This is a genomic window from Coleofasciculus sp. H7-2 (assembly GCF_042747725.1).
GTDB lineage: Bacteria > Cyanobacteriota > Cyanobacteriia > Cyanobacteriales > FACHB-T130 > FACHB-T130.
This window is the reverse complement of the sequence record NZ_JBHZGO010000110.1, coordinates 26761-52804: the sequence shown is the minus strand read 5'-3', so window position 1 is coordinate 52804 and position 26044 is coordinate 26761. Positions and strand designations below refer to the sequence as shown.

General features: G+C 47.4%; 33 protein-coding genes. 18 read left to right on the top strand and 15 right to left on the bottom strand.

The features are described 5' to 3' along the window. Window positions 1-120 precede the first annotated feature (120 nt). From ACFW2W_RS24755 to ACFW2W_RS24740, 4 genes are all read right to left on the bottom strand, one after another. Window positions 121-1056 (bottom strand): MBL fold metallo-hydrolase, encoded by a 936-nt coding sequence (locus ACFW2W_RS24755; protein ID WP_378184435.1) that lies wholly within the window; start codon window positions 1054-1056, stop codon window positions 121-123. An 8-nt stretch (window positions 1057-1064) separates the two neighbouring features. Beyond that, complete coding sequence (gene panD / locus ACFW2W_RS24750) at window positions 1065-1457, bottom strand: aspartate 1-decarboxylase (protein WP_378184659.1); 393 nt, start codon at window positions 1455-1457, stop codon at window positions 1065-1067. A 182-nt stretch (window positions 1458-1639) separates the two neighbouring features. After that, the gene (locus tag ACFW2W_RS24745; RefSeq protein ID WP_378184434.1) at window positions 1640-2176 is read right to left on the bottom strand and encodes an inorganic diphosphatase; all 537 of its coding nucleotides are present in this window, start codon (window positions 2174-2176) and stop codon (window positions 1640-1642) included. A 253-nt stretch (window positions 2177-2429) separates the two neighbouring features. After that, window positions 2430-2621, bottom strand: coding sequence for a hypothetical protein (locus tag ACFW2W_RS24740; RefSeq protein WP_378184433.1), 192 nt, complete (start codon window positions 2619-2621; stop codon window positions 2430-2432). A gap of 331 nt (window positions 2622-2952) precedes the next feature. Between ACFW2W_RS24740 and ACFW2W_RS24735 the strand changes: the two genes are divergently transcribed. The 3 genes from ACFW2W_RS24735 (at window position 2953) to ACFW2W_RS24725 (ending at window position 4841) form a co-directional block, all read left to right on the top strand. Next, window positions 2953-3150 (top strand): hypothetical protein, encoded by a 198-nt coding sequence (locus ACFW2W_RS24735; protein ID WP_378184432.1) that lies wholly within the window; start codon window positions 2953-2955, stop codon window positions 3148-3150. Window positions 3151-3255: 105 nt separating this feature from the next. Next, window positions 3256-3759, top strand: a complete 504-nt coding sequence (locus ACFW2W_RS24730; protein WP_378184431.1) for a DUF4112 domain-containing protein — start codon at window positions 3256-3258, stop codon at window positions 3757-3759. A gap of 119 nt (window positions 3760-3878) precedes the next feature. After that, window positions 3879-4841, top strand: coding sequence for an alpha/beta fold hydrolase (locus ACFW2W_RS24725; RefSeq protein ID WP_378184430.1), 963 nt, complete (start codon window positions 3879-3881; stop codon window positions 4839-4841). Here the strand turns inward: ACFW2W_RS24725 and ACFW2W_RS24720 are convergent. Further along, the gene (locus ACFW2W_RS24720; protein ID WP_378184429.1) at window positions 4838-4996 is read right to left on the bottom strand and encodes a hypothetical protein; all 159 of its coding nucleotides are present in this window, start codon (window positions 4994-4996) and stop codon (window positions 4838-4840) included. The genes ACFW2W_RS24725 and ACFW2W_RS24720 overlap by 4 nt on opposite strands. Before the next feature lie 199 nt (window positions 4997-5195). Between ACFW2W_RS24720 and ACFW2W_RS24715 the strand changes: the two genes are divergently transcribed. Next, window positions 5196-5687, top strand: coding sequence for a DUF4278 domain-containing protein (locus ACFW2W_RS24715; RefSeq protein WP_378184428.1), 492 nt, complete (start codon window positions 5196-5198; stop codon window positions 5685-5687). A 114-nt stretch (window positions 5688-5801) separates the two neighbouring features. On the opposite strand, the gene ACFW2W_RS24710 is transcribed toward ACFW2W_RS24715, so the two are convergent. Both ACFW2W_RS24710 and ACFW2W_RS24705 read right to left on the bottom strand, forming a co-directional pair. After that, window positions 5802-6173 carry a DUF5615 family PIN-like protein gene (locus tag ACFW2W_RS24710; protein ID WP_378184427.1) on the bottom strand — a complete coding sequence of 124 codons (372 nt, stop codon included), beginning with the start codon at window positions 6171-6173 and terminating at the stop codon, window positions 5802-5804. Further along, window positions 6170-6463, bottom strand: coding sequence for a DUF433 domain-containing protein (locus tag ACFW2W_RS24705; protein WP_378184426.1), 294 nt, complete (start codon window positions 6461-6463; stop codon window positions 6170-6172). Before ACFW2W_RS24705 ends, ACFW2W_RS24710 begins: the two co-directional genes overlap by 4 nt. Window positions 6464-6608: 145 nt before the next feature. Here ACFW2W_RS24705 and ACFW2W_RS24700 point away from each other — a divergent pair, with 145 nt between their 5' ends. Then, window positions 6609-7646, top strand: coding sequence for a hypothetical protein (locus ACFW2W_RS24700; RefSeq protein WP_378184425.1), 1038 nt, complete (start codon window positions 6609-6611; stop codon window positions 7644-7646). Between the two features lie 55 nt (window positions 7647-7701). Here the strand turns inward: ACFW2W_RS24700 and ACFW2W_RS24695 are convergent, their stop codons facing one another. Both ACFW2W_RS24695 and ACFW2W_RS24690 read right to left on the bottom strand, forming a co-directional pair. Next, window positions 7702-7965: a transporter suffix domain-containing protein gene (locus tag ACFW2W_RS24695; protein ID WP_378184424.1), complete on the bottom strand. Its 264-nt coding sequence runs from the start codon at window positions 7963-7965 to the stop codon at window positions 7702-7704. Between the two features lie 91 nt (window positions 7966-8056). Next, window positions 8057-8902: a carbohydrate ABC transporter permease gene (locus tag ACFW2W_RS24690; RefSeq protein WP_378184423.1), complete on the bottom strand. Its 846-nt coding sequence runs from the start codon at window positions 8900-8902 to the stop codon at window positions 8057-8059. A 141-nt stretch (window positions 8903-9043) separates the two neighbouring features. On the opposite strand from ACFW2W_RS24690, the gene ACFW2W_RS24685 reads away from it, so the two are divergent. The 7 genes from ACFW2W_RS24685 to folE all read left to right on the top strand — a co-directional run bounded on the left by ACFW2W_RS24685 (window position 9044) and on the right by folE (window position 16175). Further along, the gene (locus tag ACFW2W_RS24685; RefSeq protein WP_378184422.1) at window positions 9044-9739 is read left to right on the top strand and encodes an aldehyde oxygenase (deformylating); all 696 of its coding nucleotides are present in this window, start codon (window positions 9044-9046) and stop codon (window positions 9737-9739) included. A gap of 91 nt (window positions 9740-9830) precedes the next feature. Continuing rightward, on the top strand, window positions 9831-11414 hold the full coding sequence (locus ACFW2W_RS24680) for a B12-binding domain-containing radical SAM protein (RefSeq protein ID WP_378184421.1): 1584 nt from the start codon (window positions 9831-9833) through the stop codon (window positions 11412-11414). 167 nt (window positions 11415-11581) lie between these two features. Continuing rightward, window positions 11582-12607 (top strand): long-chain acyl-[acyl-carrier-protein] reductase, encoded by a 1026-nt coding sequence (locus tag ACFW2W_RS24675; RefSeq protein ID WP_378184420.1) that lies wholly within the window; start codon window positions 11582-11584, stop codon window positions 12605-12607. A gap of 719 nt (window positions 12608-13326) precedes the next feature. Beyond that, the gene (accA, locus tag ACFW2W_RS24670) at window positions 13327-14307 is read left to right on the top strand and encodes an acetyl-CoA carboxylase carboxyl transferase subunit alpha (protein WP_378184419.1); all 981 of its coding nucleotides are present in this window, start codon (window positions 13327-13329) and stop codon (window positions 14305-14307) included. 6 nt (window positions 14308-14313) lie between these two features. Next, entirely contained in the window at window positions 14314-14469 is a 156-nt protein-coding gene (locus ACFW2W_RS24665) for a hypothetical protein (protein WP_378184418.1), read from the top strand. A gap of 139 nt (window positions 14470-14608) precedes the next feature. Then, window positions 14609-15334 (top strand): SDR family oxidoreductase, encoded by a 726-nt coding sequence (locus ACFW2W_RS24660; RefSeq protein ID WP_378184417.1) that lies wholly within the window; start codon window positions 14609-14611, stop codon window positions 15332-15334. A 136-nt stretch (window positions 15335-15470) separates the two neighbouring features. Then, window positions 15471-16175 carry a GTP cyclohydrolase I FolE gene (gene folE / locus ACFW2W_RS24655; RefSeq protein ID WP_378184416.1) on the top strand — a complete coding sequence of 235 codons (705 nt, stop codon included), beginning with the start codon at window positions 15471-15473 and terminating at the stop codon, window positions 16173-16175. Window positions 16176-16403: 228 nt separating this feature from the next. On the opposite strand, the gene ACFW2W_RS24650 is transcribed toward folE, so the two are convergent. Together ACFW2W_RS24650 and ACFW2W_RS24645 are read right to left on the bottom strand one after the other, a co-directional pair. Then, window positions 16404-16898: a peptidoglycan-binding protein gene (locus ACFW2W_RS24650; RefSeq protein ID WP_378184415.1), complete on the bottom strand. Its 495-nt coding sequence runs from the start codon at window positions 16896-16898 to the stop codon at window positions 16404-16406. A 193-nt stretch (window positions 16899-17091) separates the two neighbouring features. Next, window positions 17092-17733: a phosphoribosylanthranilate isomerase gene (locus ACFW2W_RS24645; RefSeq protein WP_378184414.1), complete on the bottom strand. Its 642-nt coding sequence runs from the start codon at window positions 17731-17733 to the stop codon at window positions 17092-17094. Between the two features lie 129 nt (window positions 17734-17862). Here ACFW2W_RS24645 and psaK (ACFW2W_RS24640) point away from each other — a divergent pair, with 129 nt between their 5' ends. The 4 genes from psaK (ACFW2W_RS24640) to ACFW2W_RS24625 all read left to right on the top strand — a co-directional run bounded on the left by psaK (ACFW2W_RS24640) (window position 17863) and on the right by ACFW2W_RS24625 (window position 20479). Next, window positions 17863-18141 carry a photosystem I reaction center subunit PsaK gene (gene psaK, locus ACFW2W_RS24640; RefSeq protein ID WP_378184413.1) on the top strand — a complete coding sequence of 93 codons (279 nt, stop codon included), beginning with the start codon at window positions 17863-17865 and terminating at the stop codon, window positions 18139-18141. Window positions 18142-18264: 123 nt separating this feature from the next. Next, window positions 18265-18555: a photosystem I reaction center subunit PsaK gene (gene psaK, locus ACFW2W_RS24635; RefSeq protein WP_378184412.1), complete on the top strand. Its 291-nt coding sequence runs from the start codon at window positions 18265-18267 to the stop codon at window positions 18553-18555. Between the two features lie 184 nt (window positions 18556-18739). Beyond that, window positions 18740-19951: a site-2 protease family protein gene (locus tag ACFW2W_RS24630; protein ID WP_378184411.1), complete on the top strand. Its 1212-nt coding sequence runs from the start codon at window positions 18740-18742 to the stop codon at window positions 19949-19951. 36 nt (window positions 19952-19987) lie between these two features. Next, window positions 19988-20479 (top strand): DinB family protein, encoded by a 492-nt coding sequence (locus ACFW2W_RS24625; protein WP_378184410.1) that lies wholly within the window; start codon window positions 19988-19990, stop codon window positions 20477-20479. 11 nt (window positions 20480-20490) lie between these two features. Here ACFW2W_RS24625 and ACFW2W_RS24620 read toward each other — a convergent pair whose 3' ends face one another. From ACFW2W_RS24620 to glnA, 4 genes are all read right to left on the bottom strand, one after another. Beyond that, window positions 20491-21261, bottom strand: a complete 771-nt coding sequence (locus ACFW2W_RS24620; protein ID WP_378184409.1) for a biotin/lipoate A/B protein ligase family protein — start codon at window positions 21259-21261, stop codon at window positions 20491-20493. A 38-nt stretch (window positions 21262-21299) separates the two neighbouring features. Then, a complete protein-coding gene (locus ACFW2W_RS24615) occupies window positions 21300-21803 on the bottom strand; it encodes a YbjN domain-containing protein (RefSeq protein ID WP_378184408.1) in 504 nt (167 codons plus the stop codon). A gap of 261 nt (window positions 21804-22064) precedes the next feature. After that, window positions 22065-23183 (bottom strand): class I SAM-dependent methyltransferase, encoded by a 1119-nt coding sequence (locus tag ACFW2W_RS24610; RefSeq protein WP_378184657.1) that lies wholly within the window; start codon window positions 23181-23183, stop codon window positions 22065-22067. Between the two features lie 500 nt (window positions 23184-23683). Beyond that, a complete protein-coding gene (gene glnA, locus ACFW2W_RS24605) occupies window positions 23684-25105 on the bottom strand; it encodes a type I glutamate--ammonia ligase (protein WP_378184407.1) in 1422 nt (473 codons plus the stop codon). A gap of 472 nt (window positions 25106-25577) precedes the next feature. Here glnA and ACFW2W_RS24600 point away from each other — a divergent pair, with 472 nt between their 5' ends. Together ACFW2W_RS24600 and ACFW2W_RS24595 are read left to right on the top strand one after the other, a co-directional pair. Continuing rightward, window positions 25578-25916 (top strand): hypothetical protein, encoded by a 339-nt coding sequence (locus tag ACFW2W_RS24600; RefSeq protein WP_378184406.1) that lies wholly within the window; start codon window positions 25578-25580, stop codon window positions 25914-25916. Next, complete coding sequence (locus ACFW2W_RS24595) at window positions 25883-26035, top strand: hypothetical protein (protein ID WP_378184405.1); 153 nt, start codon at window positions 25883-25885, stop codon at window positions 26033-26035. The genes ACFW2W_RS24600 and ACFW2W_RS24595 overlap by 34 nt, the downstream gene beginning before the upstream one ends. The last annotated feature ends 9 nt before the right edge of the window (window positions 26036-26044 follow it).

Below are 26044 nucleotides of genomic sequence, written 5' to 3'. Positions count from 1 at the left end.
ATTTTTTTCTAGTATGCCAATTAAATGTGGAACAGCTTAGTCGAAAGAATTAGTAAAATATTTTGAGTTTTGAATTCAAGAACTCTTTTCTCACTCAAAACTCAAAACTCTCATTCCCGATTACCCAACGGTTAAAATCATTCCTTCACGGGCGAGTAATCCATTCGGAAACACCAACTGGATTTGCCCTTCCACTTGGTCGAGAAAATCATCGTCGTATTCTGGTTCGTAGCTAAACATCACCAATTTTTTGACGTTAGCCGCATCAGCCGCCTTGATGCAGGTTTGCCAGAAGGGATTTTCGCAGGGTTCAACAGCAAAGTCACCCGCGTGAGAAGACTTGCCTTTTAGCCCCGAACCTTTGTCTAGTTCAGGGGAAGTCGCATTGCAAATGAGTAAATCGGCTCCACGGGCTAAGTGCAGCAGCTTTTCATCTAGGACGTCCGGATCGTTGTCTGCACCCGTAGCGTAAACAGCCGTGTGTCCCTGCCAGGTGACTCGGTAGCCTACTGTCCCCAGGGAATTGTTGGTTGAGCAGGTTTCAATCGCGATATCGTCTACCGCGACCGTCTCGCCGGGAGTCAGGTCATAGAACTGTAGTTCTGATTGCATCACCTGTATGGGGACTGGAAAATTCGGAGGCGTCATCTGGTCGCTGAGACTTTGTTTAATCGATGCTCCATTAGACCCGGCTGCCCCATAAATATGAAAACAATTGCCCTTAATAAAGGCAGGAACGAAAAAAGGAACGCCTTGAATGCGATCGCTTTGGGAGTCGGTAAAGAATATGTAAGCTTCCACCGGCATTTGGCGGAGTAATTGATTACCCAGTAACCGCAAGCCGGTACCGCCATCAAAAATTAATCGTTTGCAGCCTATCCGCATTTCCACACAGGGGGTATTGCCGCCGTAGCGAAGCGTCTCCTTCCCAGCGGCAGGAATTTTGCCCCGCACACCCCAAAACTGCACCACAAACTCGGCGTCAGCGTGGGTTGACTGACTCGCTGTGGGATTGGAGATTTGAGGATTTGGTGCCGCTGGTTCTTTTGAAGACATATATTCGCTCAAGAAGTTAGCTGCACGCTTAGCAGTTCGTCGTAGCGGCGGACTTCTATTAACCGATTTTGCGCGTCTACGAGAACAACTTTAGGATGATAAGTTTTTAGTTCTTCTGGGCTAAATTGTCCGTAGGTCATGATGATTAAGCGATCGCCCTTCATTCCCAAACGAGCCGCTGCACCATTGAGTTCGACTGCCCCTGAATTTGCCGGTGCGGCGATCGCATAGGTAATCAAGCGCTCTCCATTCGAGACATTAACAACTTGTACCTGTTCATAAGGTAGTATACCGGCGGCATCCAATAGGGTTCTATCAATACTGATACTCCCTACATAGTCGAGATTTGCCCTAGTAAGCGTGCAACTATGAATTTTCGAGAGAAGAAGCGATCGCTGCATACAAGAAAGGTTATTAACACCGTTGAGAAAGTGCAAGGCGCTGATTGCTTCTCCTGCGATGCCTGCACTTTCCTCATGTTGTATCTATCAGCACTAGGGTTTGGCGCATGAAAAGTTTTCTCAGCTAAAGCTGATTCTAACGTTCTCAAACCACTTCATCCCTCAATTTTTCCCTCGTTCGCTCACGTAGCGCTGCTATCTCTACTCTTTTTGCTACCAGCTTTAATGCATTGTTCCACCAATGGCATCACTTGATCGACATCTTGCCAACCGAGAATTTCCGTGACCTTCTTCTCTAAATTTTTGTAGGTTTTGAAAAATTCCGCGATTTCGTCCAGTCGGTGTGGTGCCAGGTCTTTGAGAGATTTGACTTGGGCGTAGCGCGGATCTTTGTCGGGAACGCACAGAATTTTTTCGTCCCGATCTCCCCCGTCAATCATCTCTAACATTCCGATAGGTCGCGCTTGAATGACACATCCCGGAAATGTTGGCTCATCGATCAACACCATGCCATCCAGGGGATCGCCATCATCTGCTAGGGTGTTGGGTACAAAGCCGTAGTCATAGGGGTACTGCACCGAAGAATAAAGCACCCGATCTAGGGCAAAAGCTTGTAAATCCTTATCGTACTCGTACTTATTTTTGCTACCAGCAGGTATTTCAATCAGGACGTTAATTAGACCTGGTTTGGGTTGAGCAGGAATGCGTGTTAAATCCAAGACGTTTCTCCAAGCAACACAAAGTATTGGGGGTGTCCTGATGTCAGGCTGAAGGCTCTTGAGCCTTAACGTAGTTACTTTACAGCCGCTACGAATCGCACCCGTTGTTGAAGGAGGAATTAAGATATTCCTCCTTCTTCCTTCATCCTTTCAGATAGCCCTTGTGAGCATTCTACGGGAAGAAGGTCAACACAGAATCTCTGGCAGCCCAGATTCAAGGATTACGCTACATCCATTTGTTGTATCCTGAAGGTCAATCTTCGGGTAACGGGATTGAATAGCTGGTTTGCTGCTGCAAGCCTTCAGCGCGGCTTGGAGAGTAGTGAGCGATCGCAAACACAGGTAAAGTCAAAGTCAACAAAGCAATTGCAGTTCCCAGAAACTCTGCCCACCTATGCGGAGGAGGTTGGTCAGAAGAGTTGGAGGACTGGCTACTTAATTCCATAAAAAGATAATTGCAAACTCAACACGATCAAATGAAACAGTGAAAAGAGGGTAAATTTTGAAATCCTCTATTCTTAATTCTAGCGAGTTCTTCTAGGCTGTCTGTCGTCTAGTAAACAATCTCAATCTACTGATACCAGCTACCAAATGCCTTGATGAATGTCAACTGTCTTTGGGGATATAAAATTGCAGGTTGAAGGTGGAAAGATTTAAGGTTAGTTTAAATATTTAACTGGCAACTTGTTAACTGGCAACGATCGAGACTTAACTCTAGCGCCCGACGAAGCTATGATGCATAAGAGAAGCTCACACCGGAAGACGGAGTGGTAGCCATGTACATTCCCACCGCCCTTGCCGACGAACTCAAGCTCTACCTCAATTATCTGGCTGACAAGGGAGATACACAAGCGCAAACCCTGTTGACTCAAATCGAACAGATTGCGACTCCTATCTCAACGCTGACAACGCTAACGGCTGTGGAACAAGAAATGTCTTCCGCACCCCCGGAAGGGATGGGTTTGAGGTGTTGAACACTGATTCCAACAGCAAGAAGAAGCTTTGTTCCTTGTCCGTCAGTAGTCGGTGGTAACGATTTTTTTCACTACCTGCTACCCAATACCCCATCATCGATTCTGATGTCTCAGCCTCCTCCCAAGCCTCCGATAAGATCGGCAGACGCCAAGTCAGCTAGAATTAAGCGCCTGCGATCGCTTAGTTATCTTCTGGATAATGCGATCGCAATTCCGGGAACCTCCTACCGCGTTGGCATCGATCCCCTACTTGGACTTCTCCCTGGTGGCGGAGATATACTAGGAAGTGCCTTTTCAGCCTATATCGTGCTGGAAGCAGCGCTGCTGGGACTACCGCGAGAAGCTTTGGTGCGAATGGTGCTAAATATTCTTTTTGAGACTTTAGTTGGTACTGTGCCGCTGTTAGGGGATTTCTTTGACGCTACCTGGAAAGCAAATGCCAAAAACATGGTGCTGCTAGAAGCTCATCTAGCTTCTCCTCGGCAGAGTCAAAGGGCAGACTGGTGGTTTATCATTCTGCTGTTGGGTGGGTTGATGCTCTTTGTGATTGGCATCGCTGCTTTAAGTATTTTTATCCTGAATCTGCTGTGGCAAGCTATAAACAATTAAAAATTAAAAATTAAAAACTTTAATCCAGTTCTCCTTTCCAATCAGGTATTTTTAATTGCTTGCAAGCAAAGTTTCTTGGCTAACCCTGGAATTCGATTCTCAAGGGCATTGTACAACAGATGAGTAAGAAAGACTGGTGGGAAGCCACATTTCCAAACGGGCGTCAAACTATAACAATTTCTGATGCTAACGGGAATCCGGTAAAAATTGCTTATGGCGAAAAAGGTACGGGTAAACCGCTATTTTTAGTGCATGGAGTGGCGAGTTGGAGCTACAATTGGCGTAACGCGATCGAGCCGCTGTCGCAACATTTTCGCGTCATCTGTTTCGATGCGAAAGGACACGGTTTTTCCGAGATGCCACTACACCCGGAAATACTCGGTCATCAAGCACTTGAACTAGAGCAGATCGTGCGAACATTATGCGATGAACCGGCTGTTGTCGTAGCCCAATCTTTGGGGGCGTTAGTGACACTTGCCACTGCCCAAGCGCATCCAGATTTGTTCGCCCGATTAGTTGTAATCAATGTACCGATTTTCCTCAAACGATTGCCATTTTGGGGGATGCAATTATTAGCAGATTTGCCGTTAGATTTAGTTAAGATAGCGGATAAGTTGCGCGTGACCCAACTGTTTGCACCGCTACTGTGGCAAATTGTAGCCTTCGGGCGTCGGGAAGTTGTCGTTGATTGGACACAGATCACACCCGAAGAAGTTTACTGGATTACTTATCCGTATGTTGAATTTCCCAATGCTTTGACGAAAACTGCCGAGGATTTACAACACGCGGCGCAAGAAATTCAGCGCTTGGTAAAGAATGAACCGAATTTAATTCGTAACGTACAAGATAACCTGAATGCGATCGCGTGTCCGACTCTGATTCTCTGGGGCGCACAAGATCAATGGTTTCCCGTTACCGATGGCGAAAAATTACACGCCTGTATGCCTGATTCTAAGTTTAAGATTATCCCCGACTGCGGTCATGATGCGGCGGGAAGTCATGCAGATGCGATCGCATCAGAGATTCTTGAGTTTATGCGCGATACGGACTTTCTAAAATCAGAATCTTTGTATCGTTTTTAGCAGTAAAATTCCCCTAAGTATTGTCCATTTGATGCCAAATTCCAGTAGGGGCGGAAAGATACCGCCTCTACTAGCGATATAAACAAAGTCCGCGCCGCCACCAAAGGCAAGCGATGAGAGAGATGTGTCGCTGCATTGTTAGGTTGCGATCGCATTCCCGTCAGTTATGATAGTTTCTTCTCTGGCTTGGAACATCAGCCAGTTCTTGAATACGACCTATTTAGGATTAAACTCTTCAACCAAAAGGATGAGGCGTATTAATCCGCGAGTAGTACGCTAATTGGCACCAGCTATCCTATATTTTTAAATACACTTCCCAATTTAGTTTCAGAGGCGATTTCAGGGATGATAAATATGCCTTTATTTTTCCTCATGCCACTGGCAATGGTCTTGGTAGCTGTCTATATACTTCAAAATTCTGCTGACGAAATTTCCTATCTCGCCGCCGCAATTTCTATTGTTGGCTTATTTGTAAGTTTGGTTGTAGCGCCTTGGCAAATTCAGCTATTGCTGCTATTTCTTGGACTGCTAAGCGCGAGACGACTCTTGCAGCAATGTCAGCCTGTAGTTGAACCTGAAGCTCAACCTCAAGTTGAGTTTCAGGAAGACAACAAGACTCAACTCAGCTATCGCGGGGTTAACTACGACTCCACCCCTCCAACAGTTGAAGTAGCAGAAGTTGAAGTTACAGGAAAATACCGGGGTCAGGTTTGTAAACTCCGTAAATCAGAAAACATTCCTTTGCCTCAACCAACATCGGGATTAAAATATCGAGGTGCTACCGTGATTTCTCAAGGTTCCCCCACACCTCCGGTTGAAGAATCAAAACAGACGCCAGAATCTTAGCTATAGATACAACACCAGCAATTGAGCGAATTTTGCTGTAAGCGATCGCTCTGGTTGAATTATGCTAAAGCTAATAAGATAGCGATCGCTATCACCAGAGTCGAGTTCAAGCTGCTATTCAGCTCTAATGTAAGCGCCCAGGAACACCAGTTGGTTTCTCATTTCCTCGGCTGACTTAATAGCCATTAACTTCACGATTCCCCGTAACTGTTCGCCTACAGAGTAACTCTGACGTTCCGCAACAATAATTCCTGAATGCTCAATACCTTGTTCCATGTAAGTTTGATGTAACCGGCAGAAATCTCTCATATTAAAGCTGTAAATAACGCGGTTTTGCGCTGTTGCCCAGATTAGCTGTTGCTCATCTGTACAACTAAGATTATTAACTTCTGAAGTTGTCACTACGTCTATATCAGCATTTCGCAGAGCCTGTATCAAAGCTCGCCTAATCATATCTTCATCCAGATATAAACGAATCTGACTCACTTCAGCTTACCTGCGATATATTCTGCTTCTAAACGTTCATACTCGGCTTTTTCCTCTGCTAGATATGCCTCTATTTCATCTTTGTTGGCGTGATAATATGCCAAAGCTGCATATATCTGTGCTAGGGTCACAAACTCAAACTCCTCGGCAATCTCCTCTGGACTCATACCCTGTTTGTACAAAACGGCAATTGCTTGAACAGAAACTCTCCTTCCGGCAATTCGCGGACGACCTCCACAGGTTTCTGGAGTACGCACAATTAATGTCCCGATGTCGGTGATAGTTGACATATTTACCTCTGTAAGCTTTGGCTTATATTTTAACGTTGCAGCGATAGCGAAGCGCAGAAAGAGTCAGTTCGCGCTTTTGTGTTAAGGAGTCTTCGGCTACGGGTTGTGCCATAATAAGGCGATCGCCCCCCTTTGAGCGCTACTAATGGTGCAATCACCCGAATCTCCCAGCGAACTTGCTGCTGCCCTTCAGAACCCAGTCGATCTAAATTTCGATCTGCCCGATCCAGAGGATGAGCAGATTCCAGAGTTTGAGTTTCAGCAGCTGGTAGATAATGCTTGGCTGGTGTGCGATCGCTTCGACTTGCAGACGGAAATCTGGCGGGGGCGGATTTTGCGGGTGGTGCGAGATCGAGAAAAACAAGGCGGTGACGGACGCGGTACGGGATTTCTCAATTGGCTCAAAGAACGGGAAATTAGCAAAAGTCAGGCGTATTCCTTAATTCAACTGGCAAATAGTGCTGATACCCTCTTAGAGCAGGGACATCTTGACCCGGATGCGATTCGTAGCTTCAGCAAACGCGCCTTCATCGAAACCTCTAAGGCTTCCCCAGAAATCCAACAACTGGTGACAGATGCGGCAAATAAAGGCGATCGCATTACCAGGCGCGAAGTGCGGCAACTCTCCGACGAGTGGACAGCAATGAATTCAGAGTTGCTGCCAAATGAAGTCAAGGAAAAGGCAGCTGCGGGTTCTCTTCCCCCTCGATATCTGTCTCCTCTGGTGCGGGAAATGGAGAAATTACCAGAATCTCACATCAGCGCCCTGCAAGAAGAAGTCGCCGAGAACCCCGATGTCGATACGGTTAAACAAGTAACATCAGATGCCCGGAATTTATCTAAGTACCTAGACGCTGCCGCCCAAGTCCAGGCAATTGAGCGCACCTCGATTGACGTGGAAATGGCGCTAGAGGAAGCTTTGCGTCTGGGTTGTTTGAATACCGCCGCCGATATGGTGAAGCAGGCGGCGCAGCTGGAACAGACGATTGCTAAATTTTACATGACCTGGAAGCGGCTGGGCAGCCTGACGGATAGGCTGTATGTGGACACTGGCGCAAGTAGTCCTCATTTGCGATCGCTCCTTTCTTGTCTGGAACGCCTTGCTGGTGAAGTTGTGGAGGTGAGTCTGGATGATGAAGGCGATCGCACCATTCGCCTCAAAGTTCTTACGGATAACGCCTAAAACGCTTTCTCCAGATGCGATTAATTGCGTCTCTACACAGATACCGCAAAAAAGGTCAATTTGATCTCTTCTTTGGGCGGATCAATTTTTTAAACTTCTTCCAAATCGCGCCCGGATTCAAGTAACGCCGATATTTGGTTGCGGCTTCTTTTCCCACTAGCACCAAACCTACCCCAAAGACAATTTCTGCCACAACCGCAAGAATGGGAACTAATAAGGCTTTTTGGGCGATCGCTAACGGTAGCAAGGGCACTACTAAGAGGATTGCCACCCAAGGCAGGAAAGAGAAAACAATTAAAAATAAACCGAGTTTCTGCATATTCCTGATTGTGACAAATTGTAATAATATTGACAGGATGTATGCAGAATATCTTGTAAGGGCATATAAAACATCCCCTACAATCGTCAAACTAATTCTTAATCCCCGTCGCCGCAATTCCCCGAATGAACTGACGCTGTCCAACGAGAAAGAGTAACACTACAGGCACGGTAGCAATAACGACAGCCGCCATCAGCAAAGGCCAATTATTCGTAAATTGCTCCTGAAACTCTGCCAAAGCTAGCTGCACCGTCCTCAACTCTGGTCGCGTCGTAAAGATCAACGGCTTAAACAAATCGTTCCATTCCCCAATAAATGTGAATAGAAACAGCGTCACCAACGCCGGACGAGACAACGGTAGCATCACCCGCCACAGAATTTGCAGGCGGTTCGCCCCATCCAGCGCCGCCGCTTCCTCCAACTCCACTGGAATGGTTTGAAAATACTGCCGCAACAGAAAAATCCCAAATCCATTCGCCGCCGTGGGCAAAATCAGCGCCCAGTAAGTGTTGATCAAGTGTCCCCACTTTAAAACCAAAAAAATCGGAATCACCAACAGCTGAAAGGGAATCACCAGCGTAGCCAAGACAATCAACAGAATTGCCTGACGCCCCTGAAATTTCAGCCGCGCCAATGCATAACCGGCTAGTGCAGAGGTTATCGTCCCAAACCCAGTCACTGCTAGCGCTACTAGGGTTGAATTGGCAAACGCTAACAGAAAGTTGCCGCGCCTCCAAGCTTCGCGATAGTTGGCGAAGCTGAGATTGGATGGTAAAAAGCTCCCTTCAGGCGTCGCACCCACTTTGTCAAAAGAGGTAAGGAAGACGATGCCAAGCGGTAGTAGCACTACACAAGCGCCCAGCAACAGCAACAGCGGGTTCGCAAGCTGGGAAGGCTGAGTGACTGGCAATCGACCCTCTGGATTTTTGTTAGGCATGAATACTTACTTAAATTGGCTGATCCCGTTTGGCTCCAGGATAGGTACAGTACAATTATTAGATTAAGTTACATTACTATTCCACAGAAATTTTAGGTCGGTCTGGGATCGACCTATTCGTGAGGAGCAGACAGGAGATTTATGCCGTCGCTTGAGACTAACCTAGCAATTGACTTCCACAGCGAAACCTACAAAGACGCTTACAGCCGCATCAATGCGATTGTGATTGAAGGCGAACAAGAGGCTCATGAGAATTACATCAAACTGGGAGAATTGCTGCCAGATGATCGGGATGACTTAATCCGCTTATCCAAAATGGAGAGTCGTCATAAGAAAGGATTTGAAGCCTGCGGGCGGAATCTTCAGGTGACGCCAGATATAGAATTTGCTCGTAAGTTCTTCTTGGGACTACACCAAAATTTCCAAGATGCAGCAGCAGCAGGTGGAATCGTCACCTGCTTGGTGATTCAATCCTTGATTATCGAATGCTTTGCGATCGCTGCTTACAACATCTATATCCCCGTTGCCGATGACTTTGCCCGTAAAATTACTGAGGGTGTTGTTAAAGATGAATACAGTCATCTCAACTACGGTGAAGTTTGGCTGAAAAACCATTTCGAGGAATCCAAAGCAGAACTTGAAGCAGCCAATCGTCAGAACCTTCCCATCGTCTGGCGAATGCTCAACGAAGTCGAGAAGGATGCCAGTGTTCTGGGAATGGAAAAAGAATCCCTGGTTGAAGACTTCATGATTCAATACGGCGAAGCGCTGAGCAATATTGGCTTTACTACCCGCGATATCATGCGGATGTCAGCCTACGGGCTTGCCGCTGCTTAGTATAACTTGCGGGGGATGTCAAGTCAGGTAGTGAAATAGTAAGAGTGGGGAATTGCCTGAAACCAAGTCATCTAGTTTGAGGATGGAGTCAATGAAGGCACTTTTACTCTCCCCCACTTTTCCCCAGTCTTTCTGGTCTTATGACCGTTTTATGGAAATAGCTGGACTCAAAGCGGTCATTCCTCCCTTGGGAATTATCACAGTTGCAGCGCTGTTGCCAAAAGATTGGGAAATCAAGTTTTATGACCGCAATGTGAAGACTGAGACGGATGCAGATTGGGAGTGGTGCGACATCGTTATTCTATCGGCGATGCTGGCACAACGAGAAGATTTCCACTTCCTGATCAAAAAAGCCGTCCAGTTGGGTAAAAAGGTGGCGGTTGGAGGACCTTATCCAACCTCAGTGCCTGAAGACGCTCTCGCCTCGGGAGCGCATTACCTAATTTTAGATGAAGGAGAATTAACGGTACCAGAATTTTTGAAAGCGATCGCCCAAGGTCAAGAAAAAGGTGTTTTTCGCTCCATCGAGAAGCCGGATGTCACGCTAAGTCCCCTTCCTCGCTTCGATTTGCTGAAGCGGGATGCCTACTTGATGATGGCAATCCAGTTTTCTCGCGGTTGCCCATTTAACTGCGAATTCTGCGACATTATCAGCCTCTACGGTCGCAAACCGCGCACCAAAGAACCAAGTCAAACCTTGGCAGAGTTGCAAACCCTCTATGAATTAGGGTGGCGGGGTTCCCTGTTCATTGTCGATGACAACTTTATTGGCAATCAGCGCAACGTCAAGCGCCTGCTACGAGAATTGATTCCTTGGATGCAGGAACGCAACTATCCCTTCACCTTCATCACCGAAGCCTCTGTTAATTTAGCAGAGGATGCTGAATTGTTACAGTTGATGCGAGAAGCCGGTTTTTACGCCGTCTTTCTCGGTATTGAAACCCCAGATCAAGACAGCCTGCAAGTCACTCGAAAGCTGCAAAATACCCGCAGCCCGCTCTTAGAAGCCTGTCGCAAGATCAACGAAGCCGGACTGCTAATTTATGCAGGATTCATTCTCGGCTTCGATGGAGAACGCGCGGGTGCTGGCGATCGCATTCAAGCCTTTGTCGAAGAAACCAGCATTCCTCAACCCATGCTGGGCATTCTGCAAGCCTTGCCCAATACGGCTCTGTGGACTCGGCTCCAAAAAGAGCAGCGTTTATTAGAAGGAGTTGGCGTCACCGAGGTAGGCGATCAGAATTCCTTGATGAATTTTACGCCCAGCCGACCTCTGACAGAAATTGCCAGAGAGTATGTAGAAGGCTTCTGGACAATGTACGAACCCCAGAACTATCTCAGACGCTGTTTTCACCAATGCCTCAACATTGTTCCGCCCACAGGAAGAACGCAAAATATGTACTTTCCCGCTGGCAAAGGACTGCGGCTTGTCGCCCAGTTAATTTGGCATCAGGGCATTCGGCGACCTGAAATTCGAGGTCAATTTTGGCGACAGCTTTGGGTAATTCTACGCAAAAAGCCTCAATTTTTAAATATGTACTTGGGCTTGTGTGCTGCTGGAGAGCATTTCTGGGAGTACCGCCTTTTAGCTAGAGAACGGATTACCCAACAGCTAGGCTACGATCCGATAATGCCAGCATCACCCGAACAAAAACCCATGCTTGTAAACGCCTGATGCGAGCTTTTAGCTCTCTATAAGGCAAGAAAACAGCCCTTTTAAATGAATTTCCAGCTGCCGCTCAGAAGAGCGGCAATTTTTTGTACTATTGTTAAGAAGTATTTAACTATTTTTTCGCTTTTAACTCTCTTTTCTCTAATCCACAGGCGTAGTTAGAACTGTTCATGTTTGGTTTAATCGGTCATCTTTCCAATTTGCAACACGCTCAATCTGTCGCTAGAGAGCTTGGCTACCCAGAATATGCCGACCAAGGGCTAGATTTCTGGTGCAGCGCTCCGCCCCAAATCGTCGATCACATCACTGTCACTAGCATTACCGGGCAAAAAATCGAAGGTCGGTATGTGGAATCTTGCTTTGTACCAGAAATGCTTGCCAGTGGGAGAGGTAAGACGGCAGTTCGGAAAGTTCTCAACGCAATGGCTCATGCTCAAAAACATGGCATTAACATTAGCGCGCTTGGCGGCTTTTCCTCAATTATTTTTGAAGAATTCAACCTGCATGAAAGTAAGCAGGTTCGCAACATTAAACTGGAATTTGAGCGTTTTACCACCGGCAACACCCATACGGCTTACATTATCTGCCGCCAATTGGAAGAGGTGTCGAAAGAGTTGGGCATTGATCTCAATAAAGCGACTGTGGCGATTTGTGGAGCCACAGGCGATATTGGCAGTGCTGTCTGTCGCTGGCTAGATGCTCGAACTGAGGTGTCAGAACTGTTGCTGATTGCCCGTAAGCAAGAGCGATTGCAAGCTTTGCAGGCGGAACTAGGCAGGGGCAAAATCATGGGACTGGAAGAGGCGCTGCCTTTGGCTGATATTGTAGTTTGGGTAGCCAGTATGCCCAAGGGTGTCGAAATTGACCCCACGGTTTTGAAAAAACCTTGTTTGCTGATTGATGGGGGCTATCCGAAAAACCTGTCAACAAAAGTTCAGCATCCGGGCGTCTACGTCGTCAATGGGGGCATTGTGGAGCATTCCCTGGATATTGACTGGCGGATTATGAAAATCGTCAATTTGATGGAAGTGCCGGGACGCCAGTTGTTTGCCTGTTTTGCCGAATCGATGCTACTGGAATTTGAAAAGTTGCACACCAACTTTTCTTGGGGACGCAATCAAATTACCGTAGAGAAGATGGAGCAAATCGGTGAAGCGTCCGTGAGGCACGGATTCCGACCGCTGTTGAGTTATTAACTTTACTCTCGTTTCTCATTCCCAGTCTCCGACTGGGAATGAGGTTTGATTGGCGAAGAGCCAGTTTACATAGCGAAGCGGCAGCCGGACTACGCTCTGGAGCCAGTCGGTAGCACAGGCGTAAGCAAAGGCAAAGCAATGACAGGCAAAGTTTACCAGTAAACCGAGAGACTGTGACTGAAAGCGACTCAAACTGTAAATCCGCCATTCCCGGAGTCTTTAATCCAATTAAGGATTGATTTATGGAGGATTGAGTCGGAAATCAGTTTCTAGAAAGAGTGATTTCTGAGTTTTCGCGTTATCTTTTTGAGAGTGCGATAGCGAAGCGCTGACTTGTCAGTTCGCTTGCAAGACGACTGCACCAAAGTCTGATTCTTTCGTCCTTCTTTTCATTAACAACAAGCTGTTGATAATAAAGACTAGAGAAAAGTCACACTATATGGAAGCTTTTAGAACTTAGCGGGAAAAGTCAGTTCAATTAAGGCTAAATCTTCAATTAGCACTAAAACGGCTATATCTTTGCCATTTCAAGGCAAAATCACTTGTTTGTCGTCAGCTACTACCTGCTGTATCGTCTCCGGCGAGATTTTAGGGTAGTTCGCTCAGGTTCAAGCGGGCAAAAATCGGAGCGTCAAGGTAGATTTCGATTTCGTGCATACTCTACAAGGTAGGATGTTGAGATAATGTACTCAATGTTATAGGTTATAGAAATCCTTAAGGTGGCAAATCCTGAGCGCAAGCCGTTACTTCTAGATTTTGAAAAGCCTCTGTCCGAACTAGAGGCACGAATTGACCAAATTCGCGAACTTGCAGAAGATCAGGACGTCGATGTCTCCGATCAGATTCGTCAGTTGGAGGCACGAGCAGTGCAACTTCGTGAGGAGATTTTCAATAGTTTATCCCCGTCCCAGCGACTGCAACTGGCTCGGCATCCTCGGCGTCCCAGTACATTAGACTACATCCAGGCGATGAGTGATGAATGGATGGAACTACATGGCGATCGCGGTGGGAATGACGATCCGGCTTTAGTTGGGGGTGTGGCTCGTCTGGGGGGGCGTCCCGTCGTGATGCTGGGTCATCAAAAAGGGCGCGATACCAAGGATAATGTCGCCCGTAATTTTGGGATGCCTGCTCCAGGTGGCTACCGCAAGGCGCTACGGTTAATGGAACACGCCAACCACTTCGGAATGCCGATTCTCACGTTTATCGATACGCCGGGAGCTTGGGCTGGTGTGGAAGCGGAGCAACGGGGACAGGGAGAAGCGATCGCCTATAATTTGCGGCAGATGTTCCGCCTGGATGTCCCGATCCTCTGCACCGTCATCGGGGAAGGCGGTTCCGGCGGCGCGTTGGGAATTGGCGTCGGCGACCGACTATTAATGTTTGAACACGCAGTTTATACTGTTGCGACCCCCGAAGCTTGTGCCGCGATTTTGTGGAAAGATGTCTCCAAAGCTCCCCAAGCAGCCGCAGCGCTAAAAATTACTGCTTGGGATTTGAAAAGCTTAGGCATTCTTGATGTTCTGTTGCCCGAACCTGTTGGCGGCGCTCATGGTGAGCCGCTTCAGGCAGCTGCCATCTTAAAAGACGCTCTGTTGCAAAACTTAGAAGAACTCTCCCAGATGACTGCTCAACAGCGGCGGGAGCTACGTTATCAAAAGTTTCGGAGCATCGGTGTTTTTACAGAAATCTCTGCCTAACGCAGGTTGACCCTAGAAGACGCTGTGACGAGTGGTATAATTAACAAGGTAACAAATTATTACAAGTTTCTCAGTTTAGACAAGTTGCTTTCTAAGAAATTAGCGATTAGCTGGCAAGCAATTAACGGAGATGAGCGAACCCGTCATCGACAACGACTCTAAAAAGGAGAACTGTACGTAGTAAGCGTTCCCCTAAGCGATCGCTTGAGCTTTTTCGCTTTCCTACAGGGTAGCCAAACCGAACGGGAAAGGTAAGCTAGAGAGCTGATGGCTACCTAATCAAAGAATATGGGAAGAATTGATGACTTCTCCAATCGAACGGCGTGCCTTGATTACCGGAGCCAGTAGTGGGATTGGCAAGGCGACAGCTTTGGCGTTTGCCTCATCGGGAATCCATGTGGCTTTAGTAAGCCGCTCTGAGTCTAAATTAGAGGCAGTCGTGGAAGCTGCCGCTAAGACAGGCGTGAAAGCGAAAGCTTATGCCCTGGATCTGGCCGATATTGAGCAGGTAAGAGAAAAGGTCTTCGCGATCGCTGACTCTTTTGGCCCGATTGATATTCTGGTTAACAATGCCGGTATGGGCTACACCGGCGAGATTATGTCAACACCTTTATCAGACTGGCAGCGAGTGATTGACCTAAATCTTACCAGCGCGTTTCAGTGTATCCAGGGAATTTTGCCCTCCATGCGCGATCGCGGCTCTGGGATAATTATTAATGTGGCATCAATTGCCGGTCAGCAACCTTTTCCTGGCTGGGGTGCCTACAACGTTAGCAAAGCTGCTCTAATTGCCTTATCTAAAACCCTCGCAGCAGAGGAACGTGCCAAAGGCATTCGCGTTGTGACTATCTCTCCTGGTGCTGTCAATACCCCACTTTGGGACACACAAACGGTTCAAGCCGATCTGAACCGTTCAGCCATGTTAACACCAGAAATCGTTGCCCAGTCGATTCTGCATATGGCTCTCGTGCCAGAACAGGCAGCGATCGCGGAATTAACCTTAATGCCGAACGCTGGCGTTTTATGAGTGTTGAGTTTTAAATTATAAGTTAAAACCTGAATTCATCACTCAACAGTCTCCAAAAATCCCTAACTAACTCATCACTCAGCGCTCAAAATTCATCACTCTGTTAACCACTCCAAACCCTAACATAGACTGAATCATGACTACTGCTTCTTCCTTCGGTTCTAGTGGCTCTAACCCATCAGGCGATTTGAGCGCCAAAATTGCTCCCCCGCGACCTGACCGCAACACAATGAATGGTAGAGAACCCAATTTGCAGCCACCTCCGGAAGAACTCAACGATGAGATGATGAGTGCTGTAAAAACCCTGCTACTGGGAGTGGGCGAAGATCCGGAACGGGAAGGCTTGCTCAAGACGCCTAAGCGAGTAGCAGAAGCAATGCGGTTTCTAACCAGTGGCTATACTCAGTCGCTAGAAGACCTTGTCAACGGAGCTATCTTTGATGAGGGTCACAACGAGATGGTTCTCGTCCGGGATATCAATGTCTTTAGCCTCTGCGAACACCATATGCTGCCATTTATGGGTAAGGCGCACGTCGCCTATATCCCTAACCAAAAAGTGGTGGGCTTGAGCAAGCTTGCCCGCATCGTTGAGATGTATTCCCGCCGCTTGCAGGTACAGGAACGGCTGACGCGCCAGATTGCTGAAGCGGTGCAGGCGATCCTTGAGCCAAAGGGAGTCGCCGTTGTTATGGAAGCTACCCATATGTGTATGGTAATGCGGGGCGTCCAGAAGCCCGGTTCTTGGACTGTTACCAGTGCAATGGTCGGTGTGTTTCAGGATGAGCAAAAAACTCGTGAAGAGTTTCTCAATTTGATTCGCCACCAACCCGCTTTCTTTTAAGCGTTGTTTGCAGTAAGAGCGGGGAGACCTCGCTTCTACTAAAGAGAAAAACTCCTGATTTCTCAAAGTGAGGACACGGCACTGCCGTGTCCTGACAACGTATAATGAATCGGGTTTTTATACCATTTGGTTATGAGGCGCTACATTAACGATTTCCCCAACCCCCCAATCAATTGCAGGGCTAAGAAATCTATATGTTGCAAACAAAAAACAAAATGGTTTTTAAACTCAGCATCCCCCCATTTGCTGACGCACTTGAGAAAGAGCATACCAAGTCTTTTCACCGACAATTCCGTCTACTACTAAACCGTTGCGTTTTTGGAAGAATCTAACAGCAGCATCGGTGTGCGGTCCAAATACGCCGTTAATTTGATCGTTAAAATCACCTGCTACAAATAGCACCTGCTGAAGTGTAATCACCGCTTCACCTTTAGCGCCCCGTTTCAGCATTGGCATATTAACCGGAGCGCCTGTATAAAGCGCTTGCCAAGTCAACGGTCCTACAATGCCATCTTCTTTGAGAAAAACCCAATTTTGGAAAACAATGACGGCATACTCTACTTCTTCATTAAAAATTCCGTGAATAACTCCGAAATAAGCGCACTTTTCAGTTAATATTTGTTGCAATTCTCTAACTGCCGATCCAGAGCTACCTAATCCCAGAACGGGTTTATTAAACTGAGCTTGATTCGTGAAAGTTTGATTTGATTCGTTAGCAAGCATGATGTGGAGTCCTTTGGATTTGTTGGTGTTCTACATCTCCAAAGTACTTTTAAGAAAGTGCTTGTTACTTCGCACGGTCGGGTAAACTAACTGGATCGGTTTGATATCGTTCTAGCTGTTCACCCATTAGCAGGAGGCGATAGCGAAGCGCAGAAAAAGTCAGTTCGCTCTTTTGCCATCGCCTGAAGCTACCCTACAACTTGAACCGTGTTCCCCGCAGTTTCTCAAACAAATCCGCAACTCTATTTAAATCTTTATCCCCAGGCGATCGCTCGACGCCACTAGATAAATCAATGCCGCTAGGATGCAGTTGAGCGATCGCGTCCAAAATATTATCTGGTGTCAAGCCCCCGGCAAGCAACCAGGGGCAGCTAGGATGGAACTGTCGCAGGTTCTCCCAGTCCAGCGTTTTGCCAGTGCCTCCCAACATTTGAGGATGATAGGCGTCCAGCAACAAGGTATTCACACACTCTGCATACGCATCTGCCTGAGTTAAATCCTCTGAGGTTTGCACTCTCAGCGCTTTGATGATTTCCACGCTGGGCAGCAACTGGCGCAACTGATGGCAAAATTCTGGCGTTTCCATACCATGTAACTGCACGCCTGTCAAGTTCCCAACAGCGACACATTGAGAGATTTCTTCCGGCGTCGTGTTGGCAAAGACGCCAATCCGGTCAATGTCAGGGGGTAGCCGTTCCATCACGGCACGGATTTGAAATGCACTCACGTAGCGCGGGGAGGAGGACACGCAAATGAATCCCAGGGCGGTTGCTCCCAGTTGCGCGATCGCTTGCCCTTGATCTGGTTTGGTAATCCCGCAAATCTTGACTCGCATTGAATTTTTTTCGATTTGTATCAAAAATTAATATAACTGTTAACTGTTAAAACAAATTCTGGCTTTTTACTAAGAGGTTTCTATAATACTTTGTGTTTTGATATTTGTGTCAAAGCAGGAGACAAGAACTTGATTCACTTGACGATACTAGCTGCCTTACAATCTACCGTTCCCGCGACCCCATCGTGGACTCCAACTGTCGGATTGGTGATGATTCTGTGCAACCTGTTGGCGATTGCCATCGGTCGCTTTGCTATCCAGAAGCCAGGAATAGGGCCAGACCTTCCTCTAGATAAGCCCGCTTTGTTCCGCAATTTTACCTTGCCTGAACTCCTAGCGACAATGAGTTTCGGTCACATTATTGGAACAGGCGTCATCCTAGGATTAACGAACGCGGGTGCCCTTTAAAAGGCAATTGTTTCTGCTTTGGGTGACTTAAAAATTTAGCTCATCCATAAGAAAGAATAAAGAGTTCCCGCCGCGTTTTATAATCCCTTCGTTGCTAATTTTATCAATGCAGGAGAAAAGAAATTGATTGACTTAAGTTTACTTGCAAGTTTACTTGCAGCAGTGCAGCCGACTGTTCCTCCAACACCAGCATTCAGTCCCTCTGTATTCATTGTCATGGCTGTTTTCAACATTCTGGGTCTTTTCGTTGCCCGCAATGCCGTCCAAAAGCCGGGAGTTGGCCCCAAACTGCCTTTCGTGCTTCCCGGTTTTGGCAACAACTTTAGCCTCGCTCAATTTATTGCGGGTCTGAGTTTTGGTCACATCCTGGGAACAGGTGCCATCTTGGGACTGACTAACACGGGTCTCCTGTAGAAACCATCGCGTCTCGATAATAACTGTCTTTTAAGTGAAGTTGGTAGGGTGGGCACTGCTCGCCAATTGCCCTAATTGTAGGCAAGGCTCACTCTCCTACTTCACGCTTCATTAGTCATCGTTCAACCTTCTACAAGAGCCGTCGTATATCCTGGTAAGTGCAGGGTAAGAATAGGAAAGTTTAATGCAGGCAGCTTGGCGAGTTGGCTCTCTATTCGGAATTCCGCTATTTATAGATTATTCGTGGTTTTTTATTTTAGCTTTGATCGCCTTTGCGAACGCCCTGGATTTCTCACCAGTATTGGGGCCAGTGCTAGGCGGGGGTGCGGGATTATTAATGGCTTTGTTGCTGTTTGGCTCGGTTTTACTGCACGAACTGGGTCACAGTTTAGTCGCGCGATCGCAAGGCATCGAAGTAAATTCGATTACTTTATTTCTATTTGGCGGGATTGCGGCGATTGACCGGGAATCCAAAACCCCAGGCGCAGCCTTTCAAGTGGCGATCGCTGGTCCTGCGGTTAGCTTAGTGCTGTATTTGCTATTTAACCTACTGGCTCATGGGCTGCCAATATCCGGTATCGTGCAGGTCATGGCATTAGACTTGGCGAAGATTAACTTAATCTTGGCATTATTTAACCTGATTCCCGGTCTCCCCTTAGATGGCGGACAAGTTGTGAAAGCAGCCGTGTGGAAGTTCACCGGAAATCGCTTTCAGGGCGTCCGTTGGGCAGCCAAAAGCGGTTTAATTTTAGGTTGGGGAGCGATCGCTGTGGGAATGTCGATTATTGCGTTCCAGGATCAGTGGTTCAGTGGCTTCTGGATTGCCTTACTCGGCTGGTTTGGTATTCGCAATGCCCGTTCCTACGACCGAATGACCACCCTCCAAGAATCCTTGCTCCAGATAGTGGCTAAAGACGCCATGACCCAAGAATTTCGGGTTGTGGATGCAAATAAGACCTTGCGCCAGTTTGCCGATGAGTACATTCTGGAAGTTGCAACAGTTGCCTCTCACTTTCCGGTTTACTTTGCGGCGAGTGAAGGTCGCTATCGCGGTTTAGTCTCTGTTGAAGATTTGCATTTTGTAGAGCGTAGTCTGTGGGAAACTCAAAATCTGCATAGTATTGTGCATCCCCTGACGGAAATTGCCACTGTTGAAGAGAAAATGCCCTTGGTGGAAGTGATTAACTGCATCGAAGCCAAGCAGTTAAATTGGATGACTGTCCTCTCACCCGCTGGGACAGTCGCCGGTATTATCGACCGGGGCGATATTGTCCGCGCTGTGGCATCGAAGCTAAATTTACTCATTTCCGATGCAGAAATCAAGCGCGTCAAGGCAGAGGGCACCTATCCGCCGAGTTTGCAGTTACAAGCGATCGCAAAATCAACAACTGATTAATTGACACTAGGATGACACTAGGAAACGAGTCTGAATATGCTCATACAGCACTTCCAGATGCTCGCACGCTACAACACGCTAGCAAATCGCAGACTTTATGAAGTTTGCACTCGGCTGGACGATGTAGAACGTAAGCGCACCAGACCCGCTTTTTTCAAAAGTATTCACGGGACGCTTAATCACATCATGGTAGGCGATCGCATCTGGTTGTCGCGGTTTGAGGGCAAAGAAGTCCCCTCCACCGGACTCAACGCGATTCTCTATGAGGATTTCGACCAGCTTACAAAAGCGCGTATATCAGAAGATGAGCGCATCGAAGCCTTCGCGGCTAGTTTAAACGACGAATTCTTGAGCGGTACGATCGAGTACCGCAATAACCAAGGAAATATCTATATCGATCCGGTTGATTTGTTGATCGCACACTTTTTTAATCATCAGACACACCACCGGGGACAAGTTCACGATTTGTTGACGCAAACAGAAATTGCCCCGCCAGTTCTAGATATGCACCGAGTTATCCGACCTTAGAGTTAGTAGCGTTAGCATTGTCCATATTTATTCTGTGAGGAAATCGCTAATTCTGGCTGCGCCAAAATTTCCTGCCACTCCTCTTCTGATAAAGGCTGCACCCGCATCTCGACACCAAAACAATCGCTAGCTGCTACCGTCAAGGCTTCTACAACTGTGGGAATTAGCGCCTCTCCCTGTTGATTAATCGGTAGCTTGATCGGCGTCACAGCCTCGCCAAACACCTGCTCAAACAGCGTGGCGTCCGGCGACAAACGCATCGATCCGTGCTGCAAAATGGTATTGCCTCGCCTCATCTGGGCGCTACCAATTAATTTAGAATTATCCGCTAAAACTAAATCGGCACCCGTAGCGGTGCCAAAACAATTGGGATTTTGAATGTAACCCCGTCCTGCCGAACCGTAGTGCAATTCTAAACCAAGCGATCGCCATCCTTGAATCAAAAACTCACAAATTTCCTGGTACGCTTGGATGGGACTGCCAGCTAGTCCCGACGTTACCACCATGTAGGTTAAATCGCCCTGGTGCAGCACTCCTCGTCCGCCAGTCGGACGCCGCACCAAATCTACTACACCCGCCGCAGCTAGCTGCTGCCAAGATGCAGGCAAGCGGTGTTGATGATATCCCAGGGAAATTGCCGCTGGAGACCAGGTGTAAAACCGTAAGGCTGGGGGATGCAAACCCAGATGGTGCTGCTCCAGTAACCATCGGTCGATTGCCATCTGGACACGACCTGACGCTTCCAGCAGCGGAATCAAACGCCAATAGCAGTTATTGGTCATTTGTCATTTGCCTAAAACCAATGACCAATGACCAATGACTAACTACCAAACTCAGCTTGTAAAGCTTCGTCGTTATTATCTGCAATCGTTGCTACAACGGTGACAGCGCGGGAAATTTCTCCGGGAGAAAGCTCTGCGACAGTGCGAGATGTTAGCACTACCACTTGGTTATCCACAATGCCAAAACGGGATTCAAACGTGTCCGACCAATTCATTTCCAGAAGTTTCCGCATCAAAAGCGGTTCGTTCGTGGCAGGTAGCTTCAGGACATAAGACCAAACGGTGAAAGTATCCTCCTCAGTGATACCCGTGAGTTGCACAAACACCTCAACGCTACCGTACTTAAATTTCCAAAGATAGCTGCTGTCTTCGCCACGGCTCACCATTGCCGTATCGTCCTGATCCAGGCTGGAGATAACGGTTTGAATCACATCAACATAGTTGACTACCGTTGCATCCTCGATCAGCTCATTGGTAACTATATCCTCAGTTGACAGTCCTTGGGTGGAAACACTTTCCACAGCAGGCTGGTTGGTGGTCATAATACCTTCTGCTTATCGTTTTGCGGTTTGCCTAGACCAACTCTATCGTTTAGAGGCACATTTGGAGGACACCTCTAAAGATTAGTTTTTTGTTTTCAAACGTTAAGTAGCCCAATAAGTAGCCCAATCATCGCCGCATAGGCGATCGCTCTCGCCTTTAACTTCTTCCTTTTATTCTCGTTACCAGGACGGGTAGACCACCCTAGTAACGAGCGTTAGCACGGGTTTCGTCTGCTTCTACTGCTTCTCGACACCCGCGTTTCAAACCATTAGTTGGCGATCGCTTAAAGACTGTTCTCCATCTAAAGCCGTTGTCTTGTCAGAAACCGGCTTATGAGCAATCAAATACTTGCTCATAAAATGAACTTCAGTCGAAATATTCTCAAAGCCTGCTTTCTCCAACCGTTTCACCAAATCATCCCTAATGTAATGTTTGTAGTACGGCTCGTGGAATGTTTCTGGAAAGTTTTCCATCAGTGGCATCAAGTCTGGAGCATCGCTGACCTGAATCGAGTCGCAGATAATAAAGACTCCACCCGGTTTCGTGACTCGGTAGCACTGCTCGATTACCTGCTGACGCACCGCTGCCGGAAGCTCATGGAAGAGAAACACGCAAGTAACCGCATGGAAATGCTCATCCACGTAGGGGATTTTCTCAGCATTCGCTTGTAGGAGTTGGGGCAATTCTCCAGGATTTTCAGATAACAACTGATTCGCCTTCCGCAAGTAAGCGGGTGACAAATCTATCCCAAACAGAGATGCTTCAGGCAAAGCGCCCCGGATTAATTTCAAAGTGCGCCCCGTTCCACTAGCCACATCGAGAATGCGAATTTGTCTGGGTGGAATAGAATCAAAAGCTTTCAGCCCTTGTTTCAATGGCGCGAGAATCCGTCGCCGCATCGCATCTGCCGTGCCACCAAAAAGAATTTCTACCTGCAAATCATAGAGATTGGCTGACCAATCACTTAAGTAACCATCAGTTTGATGATGGAAGTTTTGCAGGTAGTAGCTAGGATAACCATCCGTAGAAATGTTTGGCGAAAATTCTTGATACCGCTTCTGTTTAGCCCGCTGATGTATTTGCAGCGTATCCAGCCAAACCATCGGATAATAGCGGAAAAAATCGCTCCATGAGTTATCAAACAGTAAGCTAGCGGGATATACACCTCGCTCGGCATCCTGCCAATCAGCTTCGATAATCCGATCGTGCCTTTGTTTCAGTTTTTGTATAACATCTGGCGGAATCGGTTTGGTTTTCACCTCTACCTGAGGAGAAATTAAATTCAGCAACTGCGAATTTAATATTTTATGAGCTAAACCAAAGTAATTTTTGCCTTGCTGAAAAGTCTGATAGGTCAGCTTGGTTAGAGTCTCAGTAATAGTAGTTGCTGGGTCAAGGTTTGAGGTTGACTGCATAGAGGCTAACAAGGGGTGCTGAAAACTGAGTATGACTATGAAAAAGCTGAGCAATTATATGTCTTTTTGTTAAGACATATTTTTTATGTTAACGCAGTTTTTCCAACTGCCATCTGTCTCCAGTGGGACAAGAAAAAGAGCCACCCCTAAGGGTGGCGGGCTAGGGATTAAGCGTTTTTCAGGATGGGGTTTCCCCATTTCTACAGCTTGGAACGCTTTAAGGGAGGCAGACTGAAAGACTATCCAAAACTCCTGAAACCCTTTAAAAATCGTAGGGAATGGTAGAGCGTAAGCGAAACCCAACAAACTAAACCAGTGCTGGGGAACGTGAACTCAAAGAGAGCCTACACATCCGAGATTTGTCAGACAATCAGGAGGCAGAGTCTGCATTAGAAGCAAAAGCCTAGCAAAAATGTCAGGCTTTGCCTCCACACAATTTGCATTCCCATCGAGTAAATGAGGAATTAGCAATCATAGTAGAGAGCGAACTCGTAGGGATGGGGGCGCAGCCGCATCGGGTTGACTTCGTTATCGAGCTTGTATGAAATCCAAGTTTGGATGAAGTCTGGGGTGAACACGCCAGTCTCGGTCAAGAAAGCGTGATCGCTTTCCAATGCCTCCAGGGCACCTTCGAGAGATCCTGGGGTGGAAGGAACGTTCGCCAGTTCCTCTGGGGTCAGGTCGTAAATATCCTTATCCAAGGATTCGCCGGGGTCAATTTGGTTCTTGATACCATCTAGACCCGCACAGAGCATGGCAGCAAATGCCAAGTAGGGGTTAGAAGTCGCATCCGGACAACGGAACTCTAAGCGCTTGGCTTTAGGATTGGTACCAGACAGCGGAATCCGAATCGAGGCAGAACGGTTGCCTTGGGAGTAAGCCAAGTTCACGGGTGCTTCAAAACCGGGCACCAAGCGCTTGTAAGAATTGGTCGTGGGGTTGGTCAAAGCCAACAGCGCCGGTGCGTGCTTGAGGATGCCACCGATGTAGTGCAACGCCATTTGACTTAAGCCAGCGTACTTATCGCCTGCGAATAGCGGCTGTCCATCCTTCCAAATCGACTGGTGGGTATGCATCCCAGAACCGTTGTCGTTAAACAGTGGCTTCGGCATGAATGTGACTGTTTTGCCATATTTCTTGGCAACGTTCTTGATGACGTACTTGTAAGTCATCAGATAGTCAGCAGCTTGCACCAAAGTTGCGAAGCGGAAACCAAGTTCGCACTGACCGCCGGTAGCAACTTCGTGGTGGTGCTTTTCAATCGGCACCCCGCACTTCGCCATCGTCAGCAGCATTTCTGTCCGCATATCTTGCGAGGTATCCGTCGGCGCGACTGGGAAATAACCCTCTTTGTAGCGGGGTTTATAACCGAGGTTGCCACCCTCTTCTTTTTTACCAGAATTCCAACGTCCCTCCACGGAATCTACGTGGTAATAGCCTTCATGCTGGTTTTGGTCAAAGCGGACATCATCAAAGATAAAGAATTCAGCTTCTGGACCAATGAAGGCTGTATCGCCAATGCCGGTAGAAATTAGGTAGTCTACTGCCTTCTGAGCAATAGTGCGGGGGTCGCGGCTGTAAGGTTCGCCCGTCCGGGGTTCGATAATGCTACAGACTATGCTTAAAGTCGGCTCTGCCATAAATGGGTCGATCCAGGCAGTTGTCGGATCTAGCACCATCGCCATGTCTGATTCGTTGATGGCTTTCCAACCCCGGATACTGGAGCCATCAAAGGGTACGCCCTCGGTGAAGCTACTTTCGTCAATTTGGTTCTGATACATCGACAAATGCTGCCAGATACCCGGCATATCGATGAACTTGAGGTCAATGATCTGGATGTTTTTTTCTTTGACGTAAGTCAAAAATTCTTGCGGGGTCTGGAACATTATGACGGACTCCTTAATTTCTAAGCTGGCTCAGTCTGGAAAGCAGAAAAAACAGTAAGAGCGATCGCCAGGGTTGGTGAATCGTCAAGTCCAGATGGGTAGAACCTGGATTGAAAGCAAGCCTTTTCAGGTGAGACTTCCCTATCCAGAAGTACAACTTTCCTGGCTGAAAATCTTTTTTCTCCCCTTTTGCCCATCTCAAGAACTCTCCCACTCAATCCCCTGTCCGCGCTTATGCGCCGCTACGCTAACAGTCTTCAGCCTTTTTTCAAGACGGAAGGCATCAATGTACTGGATCATCCTAGGGATAGGTGCCAGGAGATTTTGTATTCAGCTATACAGAATAGGGGAGTCCGGATTGATCCCGGAACTATAAAAAGTTAAAATTTGTAGCAAGATTTACAAAAGAATCTCATATACAGCAACAATTTTACTAATCAGTAGCTTTTGCTACTTTTGTGCGGGGGGAAGCATGATGTTTAATTTAAATACGGATTTTGAGCAAGATTTTGACCAACAAGAGGCATTTGAGTATCGACCTGGGACGAGAGTGGAGCTAAAGCAGCGTCCTGGAGTAGTTGATATTATTGCTGAATATGACCCGATGATGGTGCCGCCCATCTGGTTGCTCAACGATCCGCAGCCGCGATATCCAGAAGAGCTGACATTACTGCCAGTGCCGATGAGAGGCGTCTGTTGGTTGAAGCCGGTGAGCCGTCGTCGAAAAGCTAGCTCTACGGGTCAGTCACGGGATGGCAACCTGATGCGCCAGAGGGCTTGCAGCATCACCCCGGAAAAAATTGCTCTCTAAAAATTGTAGCGATCGCTCTCAACATTAGTGAAGATGCTTGTGGAGATGGAGATATGCTAGTGAAAGTGTTTGTTGTTGTACACTACACCCTAGAAACTGGGTATGCAACAGCACACTAAACAATAGAA

Bases quoted from the DNA above. Each gene is read 5' to 3' on its own strand.
- ACFW2W_RS24695 (WP_378184424.1), bottom strand. From the start codon at position 7,965: ATGCAGAAACTCGGTTTATTTTTAATTGTTTTCTCTTTCCTGCCTTGG.
- glnA (WP_378184407.1), bottom strand. From the start codon at position 25,105: ATGTTCCAGACCCCGCAAGAATTTTTGACTTACGTCAAAGAAAAAAAC.
- ACFW2W_RS24735 (WP_378184432.1), top strand. From the start codon at position 2,953: ATGTACATTCCCACCGCCCTTGCCGACGAACTCAAGCTCTACCTCAAT.
- ACFW2W_RS24740 (WP_378184433.1), bottom strand. From the start codon at position 2,621: ATGGAATTAAGTAGCCAGTCCTCCAACTCTTCTGACCAACCTCCTCCG.
- ACFW2W_RS24730 (WP_378184431.1), top strand. From the start codon at position 3,256: ATGTCTCAGCCTCCTCCCAAGCCTCCGATAAGATCGGCAGACGCCAAG.
- ACFW2W_RS24690 (WP_378184423.1), bottom strand. From the start codon at position 8,902: ATGCCTAACAAAAATCCAGAGGGTCGATTGCCAGTCACTCAGCCTTCC.
- folE (WP_378184416.1), top strand. From the start codon at position 15,471: ATGACTACTGCTTCTTCCTTCGGTTCTAGTGGCTCTAACCCATCAGGC.
- ACFW2W_RS24680 (WP_378184421.1), top strand. From the start codon at position 9,831: ATGAAGGCACTTTTACTCTCCCCCACTTTTCCCCAGTCTTTCTGGTCT.
- panD (WP_378184659.1), bottom strand. From the start codon at position 1,457: ATGCAGCGATCGCTTCTTCTCTCGAAAATTCATAGTTGCACGCTTACT.
- ACFW2W_RS24600 (WP_378184406.1), top strand. From the start codon at position 25,578: ATGATGTTTAATTTAAATACGGATTTTGAGCAAGATTTTGACCAACAA.
- ACFW2W_RS24725 (WP_378184430.1), top strand. From the start codon at position 3,879: ATGAGTAAGAAAGACTGGTGGGAAGCCACATTTCCAAACGGGCGTCAA.
- ACFW2W_RS24705 (WP_378184426.1), bottom strand. From the start codon at position 6,463: ATGTCAACTATCACCGACATCGGGACATTAATTGTGCGTACTCCAGAA.
- ACFW2W_RS24685 (WP_378184422.1), top strand. From the start codon at position 9,044: ATGCCGTCGCTTGAGACTAACCTAGCAATTGACTTCCACAGCGAAACC.
- ACFW2W_RS24625 (WP_378184410.1), top strand. From the start codon at position 19,988: ATGCTCATACAGCACTTCCAGATGCTCGCACGCTACAACACGCTAGCA.
- ACFW2W_RS24630 (WP_378184411.1), top strand. From the start codon at position 18,740: ATGCAGGCAGCTTGGCGAGTTGGCTCTCTATTCGGAATTCCGCTATTT.
- ACFW2W_RS24615 (WP_378184408.1), bottom strand. From the start codon at position 21,803: ATGACCACCAACCAGCCTGCTGTGGAAAGTGTTTCCACCCAAGGACTG.
- ACFW2W_RS24755 (WP_378184435.1), bottom strand. From the start codon at position 1,056: ATGTCTTCAAAAGAACCAGCGGCACCAAATCCTCAAATCTCCAATCCC.
- ACFW2W_RS24660 (WP_378184417.1), top strand. From the start codon at position 14,609: ATGACTTCTCCAATCGAACGGCGTGCCTTGATTACCGGAGCCAGTAGT.
- ACFW2W_RS24720 (WP_378184429.1), bottom strand. From the start codon at position 4,996: ATGCGATCGCAACCTAACAATGCAGCGACACATCTCTCTCATCGCTTG.
- ACFW2W_RS24650 (WP_378184415.1), bottom strand. From the start codon at position 16,898: ATGCTTGCTAACGAATCAAATCAAACTTTCACGAATCAAGCTCAGTTT.
- ACFW2W_RS24715 (WP_378184428.1), top strand. From the start codon at position 5,196: ATGCCTTTATTTTTCCTCATGCCACTGGCAATGGTCTTGGTAGCTGTC.
- ACFW2W_RS24700 (WP_378184425.1), top strand. From the start codon at position 6,609: ATGGTGCAATCACCCGAATCTCCCAGCGAACTTGCTGCTGCCCTTCAG.
- ACFW2W_RS24675 (WP_378184420.1), top strand. From the start codon at position 11,582: ATGTTTGGTTTAATCGGTCATCTTTCCAATTTGCAACACGCTCAATCT.
- ACFW2W_RS24620 (WP_378184409.1), bottom strand. From the start codon at position 21,261: ATGACCAATAACTGCTATTGGCGTTTGATTCCGCTGCTGGAAGCGTCA.
- ACFW2W_RS24645 (WP_378184414.1), bottom strand. From the start codon at position 17,733: ATGCGAGTCAAGATTTGCGGGATTACCAAACCAGATCAAGGGCAAGCG.